Below are 16,683 nucleotides of genomic sequence, written 5' to 3' on the forward strand. Positions count from 1 at the left end.
ACCGGCGCATTTGGGGGATGATGATGCCGCCGATCCTGACCGCCGTGTCGGCCTTTTGGCGAACCCGATCGCTCGCTCGCCGCCTGAAGACATCCGATGACGTCCGTGCATGGCAGGCCCGGCGCATCGAAGCCTTTCTCGCCCGGTCTGTGCCTCGCGTCCGCGCCTATGCCGGCCGGCCCGTGGATCGCCTCGCCGATCTGCCGATCGTCGACAAGGCGAGTTTGCTCGCCGACTTTGCTGCCTTCAACCGACCCGGAATCACCGTGGATGAAGTCCGCAGCGCGATCGACCGGGGTGAGGATCGCGTACGGGGCTATCCGATTGGTCAGAGCACCGGTACCAGCGGCAATCGCGGTTATTTCGTGATCAGCGAGGCGGAGCGTTTCGTCTGGCTCGGCACGATCCTCGCCAAGACGCTGCCCGATATCCTGTGGCGACGGCACCGCGTCGCACTCGCCCTACCGGGTTTCTCGACGCTGTACCGCTCGGCTGAACGCGGGCGGCGCATTGCCTTGCGCTTTTTCGATCTTGCCCAGGGCGTCGATGCCTGGGCCGATCAACTGGCCGAGTTTGCGCCCGACACGATCGTCGCGCCGCCCAAGGTCTTGCGCCGTCTCGCCGAGATGGACCGGCTGCCGGCGCGCAATATCTTCAGCGGCGCCGAAGTGCTCGACCCGCTCGATCGACGGGTGATCGAGGCCGCGACTGGCGCGCAGGTGCGCGAAATCTATATGGCGACAGAAGGATTGTTCGGCGTCGCCTGTCCCCAGGGCACGCTCCATCTCGCGGAGGATGCCGTGCATTTCGAATGGCAGCCTTCCGGCGACAGCGGCCTCGCCATCCCGCTGATCACCGATTTTACCCGCTCCACCCAAGTCATGGCGCGTTACCGCATGAATGACTTGCTGGCATTGTCCGATCGCCCTTGCGCGTGCGGATCGCCGCTCCAGGCCGTGGCGCGGATCGAGGGGCGGCAGGACGACGTGTTCCAGCTATTGGCCGCGGACGGCAGGTTCCGTATGGTCACGCCTGATGTGCTGCGCAACGCCGTGATCGACAGCGACCGCGCGATTGACGATTTCCGGATCGTGCAGACCGGCCCGCGCAGCATCGCTATTGCCTTGTCGGATCGACTTGGCGCGGCAGCCGATGATGCGGTCAAGGCAGCCCTGACGACGCTTGCCGAAGATATCGGCATCGGTGCTCTGGAAATCACCGTCACGCGCGGCATCGCCATTCCGTTCGACCGCAAACTGCGCCGGGTTCGACGCGAATGGTCGCCGGATCAGGGCGTGATCTGAAACGTCTTTCGCTCTTCGGCTTGGGGCTTGCCGTTCAACAGCCGCCAGATCGTCGGCCCGAAAAAATCGACCGGCCCGATCGCATAGTCCGGTCCGCCGAAACGCGCAGCATTGCGTGCCTGATCGGCGAGCGCGGCGCGATCCTGAAACAGGATCGGCAGATTGAACGCCGTGATCAGGGCGCGTTTGAGCCAAGCCGGCATAAATCCCTTGCGCGTTGCGAAATGCGCATAGGGTCGTGTCCGGTGGTGATCTTCGGGGGCCAGGATCACGGTAATGGCAATCGTCAGGCCACGCTTGTCCTCGAATGCGATCTGCACGATGGTCGGCGCAAAATAGCGCCCATAGCTATGGACTCTGTCCCCCTCGCTCACCCGCTGCAGCCAAGTCATCGTCGCGCGATTTTCGGTGTAGCGCGCTTCGCAGCCCCAGGGCCCGAGCGTCAGGTCGACTTGCATCGAATTAGGCGTACGGGAGGCGCGGACCAGCCCGGGATGCAGGAAATAGGAGTGCATCGGGTCGAGCAAATTCTCGATCGCATCGGCCAGGTTCGCGGTCGATCCCTTGACCGGCCACCAGTAGTTATCAAAGGCGGCGTTCCCGATCTCGCTCGGCAATGCCGGAAAAGGTGACGGATTCTCGGCCAAGCTGGTCCAGACCAGTCCATTCTTGACCGTCACCGGGTGTGACCGTGCCGCGACGGCGGGGCAGCTCGCGGATCCGGGTACCCTGGTACATTGACCGTCGGGCCTGAACTCCCAACCATGATAAGGGCAGACAATGGCGTCACCCTTCACGCACCCCTGCGACAAACGGACGTTGCGGTGAGGGCAGCGGTCGTCGAACACGGCGACGCCAGTCGAATGGCGATAGACCATCAAAGCTCGCCCCATCAGCCGCGTAGCGAGCGGTTTGCTGCGAACGGCGCGGGCATAGGCAACCGGATGCCATCCATCCCTGACAGCGGCCGGCCATATATCCGACATCGCTTCAGCCCTTTCCAGCAACGACAAAGGAATAGAAAAAAGCTCGGTCCTCCCGGAAGAGCTGATCTTCGAGAGCCCGGTCACGCGTGAATCCCAACGCCTCGGGCAGATCGGTCCCCGATTTGTTGAAGAATTTTCTTTCGCACACACGCCCGTCTGCCGTCACGGCCCTTGCCAGACTGGCCCATACGCCGCGCTGCACCTCGACATCGCAATAGGAGGAATAGTCCGACAGCGACACGGCGCCGAGGCTGTCTGGTGCGCAGTCGCGCAGGAAATCCTGTATGGAAGCCGTCACGAATTGCACCCGATCGATCCGCGTGCGGATCTGCGCGAATCCCGCCTCGCTCAGATAGGGGGGCAGGGCCTGTGACGGATAAGTACCGTTCAGCATCAGCCAGGCGAAGGGGCTTTCCGACAGTAAATGGTGCTTAGCGACATGATCGAACCGCGCCCGTACATAGCGGTAAATGTCGAAATCCGGGGCGACAAAGGCGATACCCGGTTCGCGCGCAACGTGTGTCCACAGAAATCGGATCGACAACAATCGCAGGAACAGCCGCCAGCGACGGTCATCCCAGGTGCCGCGCCACAATCCATGTTGGGCATCCAGTGTCGCCGCGGTCAGCAGTCGTGCGGCAAGATCGCGACGACGGCTGCCCGCGAGCTTCTGGATCGATCGCAGAAACCCTTCCCATCTGCCGCAATAGATGATGCCGGTCGCGATGTGCTTGGGATGATGCTCCCAGAACTGCCGGGCATCCGGTGACAGATCGGGCGCCAATCGGGCGAATTGCCGGTCACGGTCGGTTGAAGGGGTGATACCGGCAAAGTCTCGAAATTCACCGTAGCTGAGGCGTCGGTAAGCAGATGCCAGCAGTTCGGCGAGAGCGGTCTGAGCCGGATTCTGATCGATCGAGATGATGGATGCCGGGTCTTCGATCAGCAGGTCGAAGGTCCGCGATCCGCTGGCGGTAATGCTCAGCACGCGACGGCCTTTCGGTTGCAGCGCGCGGCATTCGCTGCGCGTGTCCTCGTTGCTCGCGGCATACCAGATGGCACGGCTGTCGAGTTGCGACGCCTTCACGCGCTAATTCCACCCGGCTCGGCTTCGGCGGCGCGCTCGAGGCAATGGGCGGGCGTGAGGCGGATCTCCGGATTGCGGCGCCACAGTGCGTTGAGCCGCCGCAAGGTCGCCTCGACCCGCTTGGCACTGCCGAGCAAATTGCTGGTGATCGCCGGCGGCGGCATGTCGCGGCGGATCGCATCGGTCGACCAGGCTGCATCGGCGACCAGGAAATGCTCGCCATGGGCGCTGTCGTTGATCACCGCGCCCCAATGCCCGGGGCAATGTCCGGGCAGTTCGACCGCCAGCACGCTGCCGTCGCCGAGAATATCCGCGCCCATGTCGAAAGGCTGCAACGCGCCGGGGAGCATCATGCGCGGGGCGTCTTCGAAGAACCGCGCCCGCGCCGCGATGTCGGCGGGCAACAACGCGCGCAGCATGCCGCGCCGTACCGCTGCAAAACGTCCACTCGAACAAGCCGCGTCGAGCCCCGTCCTGGAGCAATGGATCGCCGCATTGGGAAAGGCATGCGTGCCGGCGACATGATCGGCATGGAAGTGCGACAGGATCAGGTGGCGGATATCACCCGGCGCCAGCCCGAAGCGCTGCAGCTGCGCCGCAACCTCGGCACCTGCCGCCAGCGTGACCGGCGTCAGCCAGCGGTAGAAGCGTTCCGGAAAGGGCTCGGTTGCGGCAAAGAAGGCGGGATCATAGCCGGTATCGAACAGTATCGGCCCCTCGACCGGATGGATGATCAGGATCGACAGCGCCGGAAAGACTGCCGGACGCCAGCTTCCGTCGCGGATCGTCATGCGCTGTGGATGAACGCAGTGGCCGGCGCGTATCAGGGTAACGATCGTCTCACGCATTATCGGGCTCCCGCGCCTGCAGCGCATGATCGACCATCGCTTCAACGCGGTGACGCGGTGTCCAGCCGAGCAGCGCCTTGGCACGGTCGAGGCACAGGGTTTGCGAATAAGCGAGAGTCATGATCGTGTAGCGCGTCGCCGGTGGCTCGGGCCGTCCCGGTAACAGCGCTGCAACATGTTCCATTGCGCCCGCCACGGCCAGGGCAAGCGGAATGGGTACGGCTTTGTACCGCACAACGGCCCCCATTCGGGCGAAAAGCAAATCAAGCAGCTCGCGCACCGGCCGCGGATCGCCGCCGGAGATATTGATTGCCTGGCCGCCTGCATCCTCGCGGTGCCGGTCGGCGGCGATGAACGCCGCCGTCGCGTCGCGCACATCGGTCGGCTCGATCAGCGCCTGTCCGTCGCCGGGCAATGGGAAGCGTCCGCGCGCCGCCGCCCGCATCAGGCGCGGGAGCAGCACCGTGTCATGCGGCCCGACGATTGCGCGCGGCCGTAGCGCCACGGTCCGAAAATCGGGTGCATTGGCCGCCAGCACGATCTGTTCGGCGGCATATTTGGTCGCTACATAGTCATTGGCGAAGGGGTTCGCGACTGGACTGTCCTCGCTCAATCCGATCTCGATTGCGGCGCTCGGCGTAGATGGATGGGGTCGAGGCATGGATGAACGCCTGGCATTCGGCCGCCTGTGCCGCCCGCAACAAGCGGTCGGTTGCCGCCACATTGATACGCTGAAACATATCTCGCCTTCCCCAGGGCGACGACAGAGCGGCAAGGTGAAACACCACATCCACACCATCTGTCAGGGGCTCAACCGGGTCGGTCACCAGATCGGCGGCGGCGAACGGCACGCCAAGTGTGGCACCGATCCGCGCATCGCGCCCGGTCGCGGTGACGCGGTAGCCATCATCGATCAACGCGCCGACCAAGGCACGGCCGAGCCCGCCCGTTGCCCCGGTGACAAGGGCATGACGGCTCACCAGCGGATCACCGCGCCGCCCAGCGATACGCCGGCCGAGGTGCCGATCAGCAGGCTGTGCGAGCCTGGCGGGGTGCGTCCGCTTGTTCGCGCGACATGCAGCGTGTGTGGCATGCCGGTCGCGATCTGATTGCCGTGGTCGCGGAAGATATCGACCGTTCTGGCATGGCCGTCCGGTACCGAACGCTTGAGATGCTCGAGCGCAGCGGCGCTAGCCTGGTGCGGGATGATCGTATCGATGGCACCGATTGGCATGTCCGAATCGGCGAGCAGGCGCTTCAGAAATGGCGGAAAGCGCCGGGCTGTGGCACTGAACAGGCCAGGCCCGTCCATTCGGAAACGGCTTACGGCAAGGAAACCCTCGATATCGTCATGCGGACGAAGCCGCGTACCGCCTGCTTCGAGCCGGCATAGATCCGCCCCATCGCCAAAGGTGCTGAGCCGCATAGCCAGCATCCGGCTCGGCCCGCCCGCCTCGATCGCCATCGCTGCGGCGCCATCGCCAAAGATCGCCGATGCCTCGGGCGAGCCATAATCAAGTGCTGCAGAGGCAATATCGGACGAAACGATCAACCCGCGCCGCCATTTACCCAACGCCATACCCATCAACATGGTGTCGAGTGCGACAAGGAAGGAGAGGCAGGTGGCATTGACGTCGAACGCTGCAATGCCGCCGCCGCCAATGCCCAGCCGTCGCTGGATCAGCGGCGCAGTGCCGGGGATCGGCTGCTCCATCACCCCGCAGGCGGCGATCAGCACGTCGAGATCCTCCGCATTCCAATCGGCATCGGCCAGCGCGACCGCACCTGCCTGTGCCCCTAGCATCGAGCTCGTTTCGTCCGGCTGGGCATAATGGCGCGTCGCGATTCCGAAATTGGCTTCGGTCCAGCCAGCTTCGGCGCCGATCCTGGCATCGATGTCGGTCGAAGGAACAAGTGACCGTGGCAGCGCTCTGCCGCTGCCCGCCAGACGAAATCCAATGCCCCGAATCGCGTTCATGAGCTAATATTGAACGGTGTTCATTTCTTTGTAAAGAGCTCAGACGGCGGCAATGGTTTCAAGCACCCGGCGATAGACAGTCTCCAGTGGGGTCTCTTCGCCCAGCAGCTGGAAGGTGCCGTTGAGAGTGAAGAAGCAATGGCCGTGCACCGTCGCCAGAAGCGATCGGGTCAGCGCGTCGGCCTCATCCATCTTGTCTTCCGGCAGCACGGCGGCGATCTCGTCACGGACGATGCCGGTCAGCGACCGGATCTGCTCGCGATAATATTCCGGCGCTCGTACATCGTCGGGAAGACGGTGGTCGTACAGCGCGGTCCAGGCATGGCGGTGGAGGATGGCGAATTCGAAATAGGCCTCGACCAGAGTGCGCAGCCGGCCTTGCTCGATTCCGTCCAGCCGTGCCTCGAGATGCGCCTGCCACAGGGCCAGTGTCCGCGCGTTGATCGCCAGGACCAACAAGTCATAGGATTCGAACACGTTGTAGAGCGTGCCGATCGAATAGCCGATCCGCTTGGCCACTTCTCGGGCGGAGAAATGCGCGAAGCCGACCTCCGAAATCTGGCGATGGCCCTCGCGGACGATCATCGCCTTCAATTCCTCGCGCGTATGATCCGATCGTCTGGCCATGATCCCTTATCGTCGAGCCGAGGCGGTAACCATTAGACAGCGTTCAATAAAAAACCAACCTCTCGTCCGAGAAGATGCCTTCCGGACTATCGCCGCAACGCGTTTGCCGCGCGTGCCTTGGCTTCCACCTCGGCCATGGTGCCGCCGGTCACCCAGCTTCCGCCGACGCACAGCACCGGGGCGAACGCCAGCCAATCCGGTGCGCTCGCCTCGGTGATGCCGCCGGTCGGACAGAATTGCGCCTGATAGAAGGGCGCGGCCAAGGCCTTCAGCGCCTTCAATCCACCTGAAGCCTCGGCCGGGAAGAATTTGAAATGCGTCAGCCCGAGGTCGAGCCCGCGCATGATGTCGCCGGAATTGGCGATGCCGGGCAGAAAGGGCACACCGCTATCGACGATCGGACGCCCGAGCTTTTCGGTAAGACCGGGAGAGACGATGAACTCGACATCGAGATCCATGACCTGCTCGAACTGTTCCAGGGTCACCACCGTGCCGGCACCGACGATCGCGCCGGGCACCTGCTTCATCTCGCGGATCGCATCCAGCGCCGCAGGCGTGCGCATCGTCACTTCGAGCACGCGCAGGCCGCCGGCGACCAGAGCCTCGGCGAGCGGACGGGCGGTTGCGGCATCGTCGATCACCAGCACCGGGATGACCGCGCTGGTCCGCATGATTGCTTCGATGCCGGTCATGACGTGTGCTCCTGTGCGAATGCGGCCGCGGCGCCGTAAAGGCCCGGCTGGAGATGAATGATCAGTTTGACCGGAATCGCGGCCATCATCTGCTGAAAGCGGCCCTTGGCGACGAATCGCTCGGCAAAGCCCGACCGCGCGAAATGCTCCTTGAGCCGCAAGCCCAGGCCACCTGCGATGACCACGCCCTTGGCCCCGTGCGCGAGCGCAAGGTCGCCCGCCACCGCACCGAGACTGAGGCAGAAGCGGTCGAGCGCGGCGAGCGCGAGACTGTCCTTGCCCTCAAGCGCCATGGTCCAGATTGCCTTGTCGTCGAGCCGCTGGATCGCGCGGTTCTCGATCTCTGCGAGCGTCTCATAGATGCCGACGATCCCGGGGCCGGCGACAATGCGCTCGGTCGAGACGCGAGTGAACTTCTTGCGCAGATGCTTGACGAACGCATCTTCGATCCCGTCGAGCGGCGCGTAATCGACATGCCCGCCTTCGGTCTCGAGCACATGGTAGCGCTGCGGCGTGCGCAACACCTGCGCTACGCCCAGTCCGGTGCCGGGACCGCATACGGTCAGCACGCCGGTCTCCACGAAGGGCTGGTCAGGACCCGCCAGATGCAGGAACTCGCTGTCCGGCGCCTGGGCGACGGCATGGCCGATCGCACCGAAATCGTTGATCAGGACATAGTCATCGACTTCGAGTCGCTCGGGAATCAGCGCGGGTCGGATGATCCACGGATTGTTGGTCAGCTTGATCACCTCACCGCCGACCGGAGACGCGACCGCGATCGCCGCCGCACGGGGCAGGGGACGCTTCTGCGCAGCGCCGAACGCCTGCCAGGCGGTCTGCAGACTGGCATGCTCCGCCGTCTTGTGGGTGGTCGGCTCACCAAGCGAGACGACGCGGCCATCGGCCACTTCGGCGATGGCGAAGCGGGCATGCGTCCCACCGATGTCGACCGTGACGACTTCCATGCTTACCAGTCCCCCAATTCTACCAACCCATTGCCGCGAGCATGGCGGAACCGCCGCGCTCCGCTTCGTTCGCGCGGTCGCGCATGATCGAAAAGAGTTCGCGGCCCGTGCCCATCGCCGGAGCCGGCGCAGTGGCGAACTCGCGCGCGGCCCATTCCGCCGGATCGACAAGTGCGACCAGTTCGCCGGTTTCTGCCGACACTCGAATGATGTCGCCGTCGCGGACTTTGCCGAGTGGGCCGCCGCCAAGTGCCTCGGGGCTCGAATGGATCGCGCACGGCACCTTGCCCGAGGCGCCGGACATGCGGCCATCGGTGACCAAAGCAACGCGGAACCCGCGGTTCTGCAGCACGCCGAGCGGCGGCGTCAGCTTGTGCAACTCGGGCATGCCGTTCGCGCGCGGCCCCTGGAAGCGCACCACCACCACGACGTCGCGGTCGAGTTCGCCGGCCTTGAACGCGTCCTGCACCTCCTGCTGAGTCGAAAAGACCCGCGCCGGCGCTTCGATCGTCCAGCGGTCACGCTCGACCGCACTGACCTTGATGCACGACCGGCCGAGATTGCCGGCGAGGATACGGAAGCCGCCCTCCGCCGAAAATGGTGCGCTCGCCGGACGCAGGATCGTATCGTCCTTGCTCTCGCCGGGATCGACCCAGCTCAGCGCCTCGCCATCGAGCGTCGCAGTCTTGCCGTAATCGGCCAGGTCATTGCCGGCGACGGTCCGGATATCGCGGTGCATCAGTCCGGCATCAATCAGCTCGCGGATCACGAACGGCATGCCGCCCGCATCCTCGAAGCCATTCACATCCGCCGAGCCATTGGGATAGACGCGCGCGATCAGCGGGACGGCGCTCGACAGCCGGTCGAAATCCTCCCAGTCGATCACGATTCCCGCACAGGCGGCAATGGCAGGCAGATGGATCAGGTGATTGGTCGAGCCGCCCGTCGCGAGCAGTCCGATCGCCGCGTTGACGATCGCCTTTTCATCGACGCATTCGCCGAGCGGGCGGTAATCGTCGCCCTTCCAGCCGATCTTCGTCAGTTGATGGACCGCGGCGCGAGTCAGTTCCTGGCGCAATTTGGTGCCCGGATTGACGAAGGCGGCGCCAGGCATGTGCAGGCCCATCACTTCCATCATCATCTGATTGGAATTGGCGGTGCCGTAAAAGGTACAGGTGCCCTTGCCGTGATAGGCGGCGATCTCCGCCTCGAGCAGTTCGTCGCGCGTCGCCAGACCCTCGGCATAAAGCTCGCGGACGCGGGCCTTTTCCTTGTTGGGAATGCCGGTGCGCATCGGTCCGGCGGGAATCAAAATCATCGGCAGATGACCGAAGCGCAGCGCGCCCATCAGCAAGCCGGGGACGATCTTGTCGCAGATGCCGAGCAGCGCCGCGCCCTCGAACATGCCGTGGCTCAGCGCGATGCCGGTGCTCATCGCGATCGTGTCGCGGCTGAATAGCGACAATTCCATGCCGGGATAGCCCTGCGTCACGCCGTCGCACATCGCCGGCACGCCGCCGGCGACCTGCGCCGTCGCGCCGGCTTCGCGCGCCCAGATCTTCATCTGTTCGGGGTAGCGATAATAGGGCGCGTGCGCCGACAGCATGTCGTTATAGGCCGTGACGATGCCGATGTTCATCGCCGTGCCCGGCTTCATCGCGTCACGATCTTCGTCGGTACCGGCATAGCCATGCGCCAGATTGGCGCAGCCGAGCATGGGCCGCTCGATGCCGCTGTCGCGCTCGTGCCGGATCAGCGCGAGATAGGCGTCACGCGTCGGCTTCGATCGCTCGATGATCCGGTCGGTGACGGCCGCGACAGCAGCGTTGAGCGTCATGCGGGGCTCCAATGGATGTCGACCGGCAATTCCGCGTCGGCGAGCACGCGGCCGATCGGGTAGGGCGAGGCGGGACCCTGCTTGATTGCCTGCTCGATCACCTTGCGCTTGGCGTCGCCGGTCACGGCGAGCGTGAGGGCACGAGCCGAGACGATCGCGGCGCGGCTCAGCGTCACGCGCGGCACCGGCGCCTCGGGCGGCAGCGGATCGGGCATCACGCCAAGCGCGCGGCGTTCGCGCGGGCCGGCAATCGCTTCCTCATAATCGGGGCCGGGGAAGATCGAGGCGGTATGGCCGTCCGCGCCGACGCCGAGCAGGCACAGGTCGAGCGGCCAGTGATGATCGCCAAGGCGCGAATCCGCTGCGCGGCCCGCCGCTTTGTAATCGGCGGCGGCTTCGCTGACGATCGGGATCACGCGCGCGCCCTTGGGGATGAATACCTTGCCGATCGCGGTGATGTTCGACAGCGGATCGCCGAGCGGCACGATGCGCTCGTCGGTCGGGATGATCGTGACGCGCTTCCAGTCGAGCTTGGTCGCAGCGAGCTTGGTATAGATGGGCAGGGGGGTCTTGCCGCCGGCCAGGGCGATGACGCACGCCCCGCGCGCATCGATCGCGCTTTCGATCACAAAGGCGATATCGCCCGCGACCGCATCCGCCATTTCGTCGGCGTCGTCATAATCCCACCATTCGATTTCTTCGCTCATCTGTCCGTTCCATAAATCTGAAAAATGAAAGCCGTTCGTGCTGAACTTGTCGAAGCACCGTTCTTCTTCGGCGGAATGTCGGAGAAGAAGAGCGGCCCTTCGACAAGCTCAGGGCGAGCGGTGGTTCGTTAGGTCAAAACTCAATCATCCTGCCACGTGACTCCGTCGCGCTCGGTCAGCGCGATCGCAGCCGATGGGCCCCATCCGCCCGAGGCATAGGATTTGGGTTTCACCCCGTTCGCTTCCCAGCCTGCACGGATCGCGTCGATCCATTGCCACTGCGCCTCGACCTCGTCGCGGCGCACGAACAAGGTCGGGTCGCCCTCGATCAAATCAAGCAGCAACCGTTCATAGGCGATGCGCCGCCGCGTGCCGGCAAAGGCGCTGTCGAGGCTGAGATCGAGCGGTACCTCGCGCAACCGGATGCCGTCGCGGTCGAGCCCGGGTTCCTTCGCCATCACCAGCAGCCGGACATATTCCTCGGGCTGGAGCCGGATGATCAGCATGTTGGGCTGGAGCAGGCCACCACGGTCGCCGAACATCGAGTGCGGCACCGCCTTGAACTGGATCGCGATCTCGGACCGGCGCGCGGGCATGCGCTTGCCGGTACGAAGATAGAAAGGCACGCCCTGCCAGCGCCAATTATCGACATGCGCCTTGATCGCGACGAAGGTCTCTGTGTTCGACGGCTTGCCCAGCTCATCGGCATAACCCTTCACGATCTCGCCATTGACAGCGCCTGCGGCATATTGGCCGGTGACGGTGAGATGCGGAACATCTGCCGGGGCCATTTGGCGCAGCGAGCGGAACACCTTGGCCTTTTCGTCGCGAACCGCTGTGCCGTCGAAGCGAGCAGGGGGTTCCATCGCGATCAGCGCGAGCAATTGCAGCATATGGTTCTGGACCATGTCGCGTAGTGCGCCCGCATTCTCATAATAGCCCGCGCGATCCTCCAGCCCGACCGTCTCGGCGATGGTGATCTGGACATTGTCGATGCCGCGCGCATTCCACACCGGCTCGAAGAAGGAATTGCCGAAGCGCAGCGCGAGGATGTTCTGGACCGTTTCCTTGCCGAGATAATGGTCGATACGAAACGTGCGGTCCTCGCTGAACGCAGTGGCCACCGTGTCGTTGATCTCTCGGCTGCTTTCCAAGTCGTAACCGAGCGGCTTTTCGAGCCCGATCCGCACGGTTTCCCCGGCCAAGCCAGCGCCGGCCAGTCCCTTGATCACCGGCTCGAACAGCGACGGCGCAGTCGATAGGAAGATTGCTAGACCCTTTGAGACATCGCCGACTTTTTTCGCCAGATCCTTATAATGCGCCATGTCAGTCGCATCGAGCGGCTGATAGCCCAGCCGCTCGATGAACGACTTCATTGCCTTCTCGTCCTTGCGGTCGGCAGGCAGGAATTCGTCGAGCGCACCTTTTGCGAACTTGCGGAAGCTGGCATCGTCATGCTCGGACCGCGCCGTGCCGGTGATTGTCAGCTCTTCCGGCAACAATCCGTCGGCATGCAAGCCATAGAGCGACGGGAGCAGCATACGCTGCGCCAGATCGCCGGTCGCACCGAACAGGAGCAGCTTGGCCACTGGATTGCGCATGATATCTCCTTAATTCGCCGTGCCGCGCGGTAGCCTGAGGGAGGCGCGCCGCCAACGGGAATATGTATGCGTTAGACGGTCAGCCCGGCGATCGGGTCGAATCCCGCCATGATGTTCAAATTCTGCACCGCAGCACCCGCCGCACCCTTGCCGAGATTGTCGAGCGTCGCGATCAGCCGCGCCTGGCCGGTTTCGGGATTGCCGCAAACGCGAAGCGTCAGGCGGTCGGTGCCTGCATCGGCCTCGATCGCGACGGTGGCGGCATCGCCCTCGACGATATTGATCAGCGCACAGTCACGATACGCCTCACTCAGCACCGCCTCGCAGACATGCAGGCTCGGCCGGCGTGGAAACGCATGCAGCGGCAGCGGCACCTCCACGATCATGCCACGATAGGTATTGGCAACCGAAGGCATGAAGATCGGCGGGTGCTCGATCCGCGCATGCTTCTGCATTTCCGGCACATGCTTATGCGCAAGGCCGAGCCCATAGGTGCGCGCGGCCGGGGGTGGATTCGCGCTCTCGAACTCGGCGATCATCGCCTTGCCGCCGCCGGAATAGCCCGACACCGCATTGACCGTGAGCGGCCAGTCGACCGGCACCAGGCCCATGCGCACCAGCGGGCGCACCAGCGCGAGAAAGCCGGTCGGGTAGCAGCCCGGATTGCTCACCCGCTTCGCCTCGGCAATCGCCGCCTGCTGGCCGGGCTCGAGCTCGGGAAAGCCATAGTTCCAGCCCTCCGCCGTGCGGAACGCGGTGGAAGCGTCGATTACCCGTGTGCGGTCATTGTCGATCAGCGCCACCGCTTCGCGCGCGGCGTCGTCGGGCAGGCACAGGATAACGAAGTCGGCATCGTTCAGTGCCTCGGCACGGACGGCGGGATCCTTGCGCCGTGCGTCATCGATCTCGACGAGCGCGATATCGACTCGTCCGGCAAGCCGCTCGCGAATCTCCAGGCCAGTGGTGCCCGCGGCGCCATCGATGAAGACGCTGATGCTCATTGGACGTAGGGCGCCAGCGCGGCCGCGGCGATATAGCCGACCTGGCCGTGAGCTGGTGCGATTCCCCAAGCGTCGTCGCCAGCATATTCAAGCACCTCGAACAGGTCCTCTGGCATCAGGATGGCGATCGACGCGGAATCCAGCGGCCGCTCGCTCCGCAGGGTCGTCCGTGTCGCAACCACCATCGGCAACGGCGCCGCGTAATGCGGCGCGAAGACGTGCTCGGCGAGACGAATGTCCGCGATATCGCGGCGGACGGCGTTGGTACGCGGATCGAGCGTGACCGACGGCCCGGTAAGCGCAAAGCTCCTACGCGCTGGCCCGGCGGGCGGCGGGTTGCTCGGCATCGCCGAGGAATTGCCCGAACTCTTCAAGAAACTCTGCCCCTTCATTGGTCTTCGCGACGAAGATATTGCGCTTGTCGGTATCGTCGCGCTGACGGCGCAGATAGCCCAGCGCACCAAGTCTGTTCAAGGCGCGCGTGACGACCGGTTTAGAAACATTCAGCACGCGGGCAAGCCCGCGCACCGTATGCGGGCCCGGTCTGAGATAAACGACGAGAAGCAGCGCCATCTGGCGATTGGTCAGGTCGGGTTCGCCGGACCGTACATAATCGACCAGTGCCTGCATCCAGGAGCCGAGGGTAGAACCCGCCGCTGCGGGGGAACGTTCAAGGATGGTGGCCACAATAGAATTCCACGTTACGCAATGCCCGAAGGCAGGACATCGGTGTTCATAACGCCCGCAAGCGCGGCTGGTTTCAGTGCGGAGGCGAAATGTTCATCTTAGCCGCCAGAACGTTTCGCCTGTGCGGTGGTTGATCGAAACGGCCGCCTCGCCTATGTGGCCGCTTTCCTCATCCAAAGATCGCGCACCCACTCATGTTCACCTTTATCCTCGTCGTTCATGCCGTTGTCGCGGCCTTCCTGGTCGGCGTCATTCTGATGCAACGGTCGGAAGGCGGCGGGCTGGGGACGGGGGCAGCCCATCGGGGCTGATGTCGGCACGCGGCGCGGCCGACTTCCTGACTCGCGCGACTTCGGTTCTGGCGACAGTATTCGTCACGCTGAGCATCGTGCTCGCGGTGCTCGCCTCGACCCGTCAGGCGGTGACGATCGATCCGACCCTCGCACGCAAGCCAGTGGCGGCGCCGGCTGCGGCACCTCCTGCCGATGATGCGGCAACGGCAGCAGCGCTCGCGGCGAACGCGACCGCACCGGTGAACAATAGCGCAGTTCCGCTCGCGCAATAATCTCAGCCACAATCCGCAACTTAGCGGATTTCTGACAGCTTTTCGGAGTCGCGCGCTTGTCGCGCGACCCTAAACGACGCTAGGCCTTTGCTCCCATGGCGCGGTTCATTTTTATCACCGGCGGCGTGGTTTCCTCGCTCGGCAAAGGTCTCATGGCGGCGAGCCTCGCGGCTCTCCTGCAAGCGCGCGGCTATCGCGTGCGCATTCGCAAGTTCGATCCCTATCTGAACGTCGATCCCGGCACCATGTCGCCCTATCAGCATGGCGAAGTCTATGTGACCGATGACGGGGCGGAGACAGATCTCGATCTTGGCCATTATGAGCGCTTCACCGGCGTGCCGTCGCGCCAGTCGGACAATGTCACCTCGGGCCGGATCTATCAGCAGATCATCGCGCGCGAACGGCGCGGCGATTATCTCGGCGCGACGGTGCAGGTCATCCCGCACGTCACCGACGCGATCAAGGAATTCGCCCAGGCGGAGACCGACGACCTCGACTTCGTGCTGTGCGAGATCGGCGGCACCGTCGGCGATATCGAATCGCTGCCCTTCATTGAGGCGATTCGCCAGCTCCGGAACGATCTCGGCCGCGGCCAGTCGGTCAGCATCCATGTGACCCTGGTGCCGTATATCGCAGCGGCCGGTGAGTTGAAGACCAAGCCGACCCAGCATTCGGTACGCGAACTCGCCGCATTGGGAGTACAGCCCGATGTGCTGGTATGCCGCTGCGAACAGCCGCTGCCGGCCAGCGACCGCGCCAAGATCGCCTTGTTCTGCAACGTGCCCCAGGCCGCCGTCATTCCGGCGCTCGATGCCAAGAGCATTTATGCCGTGCCGATGCAGTATCACGCCGAAGGACTCGATTCGGAAGTTCTGCGTGCGTTCGGGATCGAGCCCGGCGAAGCGCCCAAGCTCGATCGCTGGATCGATATTGTCGACCGGCTCGAGAATCCCGAGGGCGAAGTCACGATCGGCGTGGTCGGCAAATATGTCGGCCTGCCCGATGCCTACAAGTCGCTCAACGAGGCTTTGGTCCATGGCGGCATCGCCAATCGGGTCAAGGTCAACATCCAGTGGATCGACGCCGAGCTGTTCGAACAGACCGACAGCGACGTCGCGGCCAAGCTCGAGCCGCTTCACGCGATCCTCGTCCCCGGCGCGTTCGGCGAGCGCGGCGCGGAGGGCAAGATCGCCAGCGTGCGCTTCGCACGCGAGCGCCGCGTGCCCTATTTCGGTATCTGCTTCGGTATGCAGATGGCGTGCGTCGAGGGTGCGCGCGACCTGGGTGGCATCGCCAATGCCTCATCGACCGAGTTCGGCCCGACCGACGAACCGGTGGTCGGCATGATCACCGAATGGATGACCGCCGACGGTATTCAGAAGCGTGAAGAAGGCGGCGATCTGGGCGGCACGATGCGCCTCGGCGCCTATGAAGCGAAGCTCGATGGCAACAGCGTCGTCGCCTCGATCTATGGCAGCGACGATATCAGCGAGCGTCACCGCCACCGCTATGAGGTCAATACCGGCTATCGCGATGTCCTGGAAAAGGGCGGGCTGGTCTTTTCCGGCATGTCGCCCGACGGCACCTTGCCCGAAATCGTCGAGCGGCCTGACCATCCATGGTTCATCGGTGTGCAGTTCCACCCCGAATTGAAGAGCAAGCCGTTCGACCCGCATCCCTTGTTCGCCAGCTTCGTCGAAGCCGCGGTCAAGCAGAGCCGGCTGGTCTGAAACCCGGGCTTTCTCCCTGTTTTGTCCGATGAACAGGGAGATTATCAGGGAGCGGCATTTATTTCAGC

General features: G+C 64.1%; 15 protein-coding genes and 2 pseudogenes. 3 read left to right on the top strand and 14 right to left on the bottom strand.

What is annotated here, in order from left to right; all coding sequences use genetic code 11:
* Positions 1 to 23: 23 nt before the first annotated feature.
* Positions 24 to 1,304: a F390 synthetase-related protein gene (locus H3Z74_RS08545; RefSeq protein ID WP_187763467.1), complete on the top strand. Its 1,281-nt coding sequence runs from the start codon at positions 24 to 26 to the stop codon at positions 1,302 to 1,304.
* Here the strand turns inward: H3Z74_RS08545 and H3Z74_RS08550 are convergent.
* From H3Z74_RS08550 to H3Z74_RS08620, 14 genes and pseudogenes are all read right to left on the bottom strand, one after another.
* Positions 1,289 to 2,197 carry a Rieske 2Fe-2S domain-containing protein gene (locus tag H3Z74_RS08550; RefSeq protein WP_229726980.1) on the bottom strand — a complete coding sequence of 303 codons (909 nt, stop codon included), beginning with the start codon at positions 2,195 to 2,197 and terminating at the stop codon, positions 1,289 to 1,291. The two genes, H3Z74_RS08545 and H3Z74_RS08550, sit on opposite strands and share 16 nt — an antisense overlap.
* 97 nt (positions 2,198 to 2,294) lie before the next feature.
* Positions 2,295 to 3,377, bottom strand: a complete 1,083-nt coding sequence (locus tag H3Z74_RS08555) for a DUF3419 family protein (protein ID WP_187763469.1) — start codon at positions 3,375 to 3,377, stop codon at positions 2,295 to 2,297.
* Positions 3,374 to 4,225 (bottom strand): MBL fold metallo-hydrolase, encoded by an 852-nt coding sequence (locus tag H3Z74_RS08560; RefSeq protein WP_187763470.1) that lies wholly within the window; start codon positions 4,223 to 4,225, stop codon positions 3,374 to 3,376. Before H3Z74_RS08560 ends, H3Z74_RS08555 begins: the two co-directional genes overlap by 4 nt.
* 266 nt (positions 4,226 to 4,491) lie before the next feature.
* Positions 4,492 to 5,205, bottom strand: a pseudogene (locus H3Z74_RS24870) (NAD-dependent epimerase/dehydratase family protein); the annotation flags it as partial.
* Positions 5,202 to 6,203 (bottom strand): 3-oxoacyl-[acyl-carrier-protein] synthase III C-terminal domain-containing protein, encoded by a 1,002-nt coding sequence (locus H3Z74_RS08575; protein WP_187763473.1) that lies wholly within the window; start codon positions 6,201 to 6,203, stop codon positions 5,202 to 5,204. The pseudogene H3Z74_RS24870 and the gene H3Z74_RS08575, both read right to left, overlap by 4 nt.
* A 39-nt stretch (positions 6,204 to 6,242) precedes the next feature.
* Positions 6,243 to 6,830, bottom strand: coding sequence for a TetR/AcrR family transcriptional regulator (locus H3Z74_RS08580; protein ID WP_187763474.1), 588 nt, complete (start codon positions 6,828 to 6,830; stop codon positions 6,243 to 6,245).
* 86 nt (positions 6,831 to 6,916) lie between these two features.
* On the bottom strand, positions 6,917 to 7,522 hold the full coding sequence (gene eda / locus H3Z74_RS08585; protein WP_187763475.1) for a bifunctional 4-hydroxy-2-oxoglutarate aldolase/2-dehydro-3-deoxy-phosphogluconate aldolase: 606 nt from the start codon (positions 7,520 to 7,522) through the stop codon (positions 6,917 to 6,919).
* Positions 7,519 to 8,487 (bottom strand): glucokinase, encoded by a 969-nt coding sequence (gene glk / locus H3Z74_RS08590; protein ID WP_187763476.1) that lies wholly within the window; start codon positions 8,485 to 8,487, stop codon positions 7,519 to 7,521. Before glk ends, eda begins: the two co-directional genes overlap by 4 nt.
* Before the next feature lie 19 nt (positions 8,488 to 8,506).
* Positions 8,507 to 10,324 (bottom strand): phosphogluconate dehydratase, encoded by a 1,818-nt coding sequence (gene edd / locus H3Z74_RS08595; protein ID WP_187763477.1) that lies wholly within the window; start codon positions 10,322 to 10,324, stop codon positions 8,507 to 8,509.
* On the bottom strand, positions 10,321 to 11,031 hold the full coding sequence (pgl, locus tag H3Z74_RS08600; RefSeq protein WP_187763478.1) for a 6-phosphogluconolactonase: 711 nt from the start codon (positions 11,029 to 11,031) through the stop codon (positions 10,321 to 10,323). The genes edd and pgl overlap by 4 nt, the downstream gene beginning before the upstream one ends.
* A 140-nt stretch (positions 11,032 to 11,171) precedes the next feature.
* The gene (zwf, locus tag H3Z74_RS08605) at positions 11,172 to 12,632 is read right to left on the bottom strand and encodes a glucose-6-phosphate dehydrogenase (RefSeq protein ID WP_187763479.1); all 1,461 of its coding nucleotides are present in this window, start codon (positions 12,630 to 12,632) and stop codon (positions 11,172 to 11,174) included.
* 71 nt (positions 12,633 to 12,703) lie between these two features.
* A complete protein-coding gene (gene argC, locus H3Z74_RS08610) occupies positions 12,704 to 13,633 on the bottom strand; it encodes an N-acetyl-gamma-glutamyl-phosphate reductase (RefSeq protein ID WP_187763480.1) in 930 nt (309 codons plus the stop codon).
* Complete coding sequence (locus H3Z74_RS24370) at positions 13,630 to 14,025, bottom strand: SH3 domain-containing protein (RefSeq protein ID WP_229726981.1); 396 nt, start codon at positions 14,023 to 14,025, stop codon at positions 13,630 to 13,632. The genes argC and H3Z74_RS24370 overlap by 4 nt, the downstream gene beginning before the upstream one ends.
* On the bottom strand, positions 13,943 to 14,263 hold the full coding sequence (locus tag H3Z74_RS08620) for a MarR family transcriptional regulator (protein WP_187764237.1): 321 nt from the start codon (positions 14,261 to 14,263) through the stop codon (positions 13,943 to 13,945). Before H3Z74_RS08620 ends, H3Z74_RS24370 begins: the two co-directional genes overlap by 83 nt.
* Positions 14,264 to 14,514: 251 nt before the next feature.
* Here H3Z74_RS08620 and secG point away from each other — a divergent pair.
* Together secG and H3Z74_RS08630 are read left to right on the top strand one after the other, a co-directional pair.
* A pseudogene (gene secG, locus H3Z74_RS08625) lies at positions 14,515 to 14,885 on the top strand (preprotein translocase subunit SecG).
* Positions 14,886 to 14,980: 95 nt separating this feature from the next.
* Positions 14,981 to 16,615: a CTP synthase gene (locus tag H3Z74_RS08630; protein ID WP_187763481.1), complete on the top strand. Its 1,635-nt coding sequence runs from the start codon at positions 14,981 to 14,983 to the stop codon at positions 16,613 to 16,615.
* Positions 16,616 to 16,683 lie beyond the last annotated feature (68 nt).

Origin of the sequence: Sphingomonas alpina (genome assembly GCF_014490665.1) — a bacterium.
Lineage (GTDB): Bacteria > Pseudomonadota > Alphaproteobacteria > Sphingomonadales > Sphingomonadaceae > Sphingomonas > Sphingomonas alpina.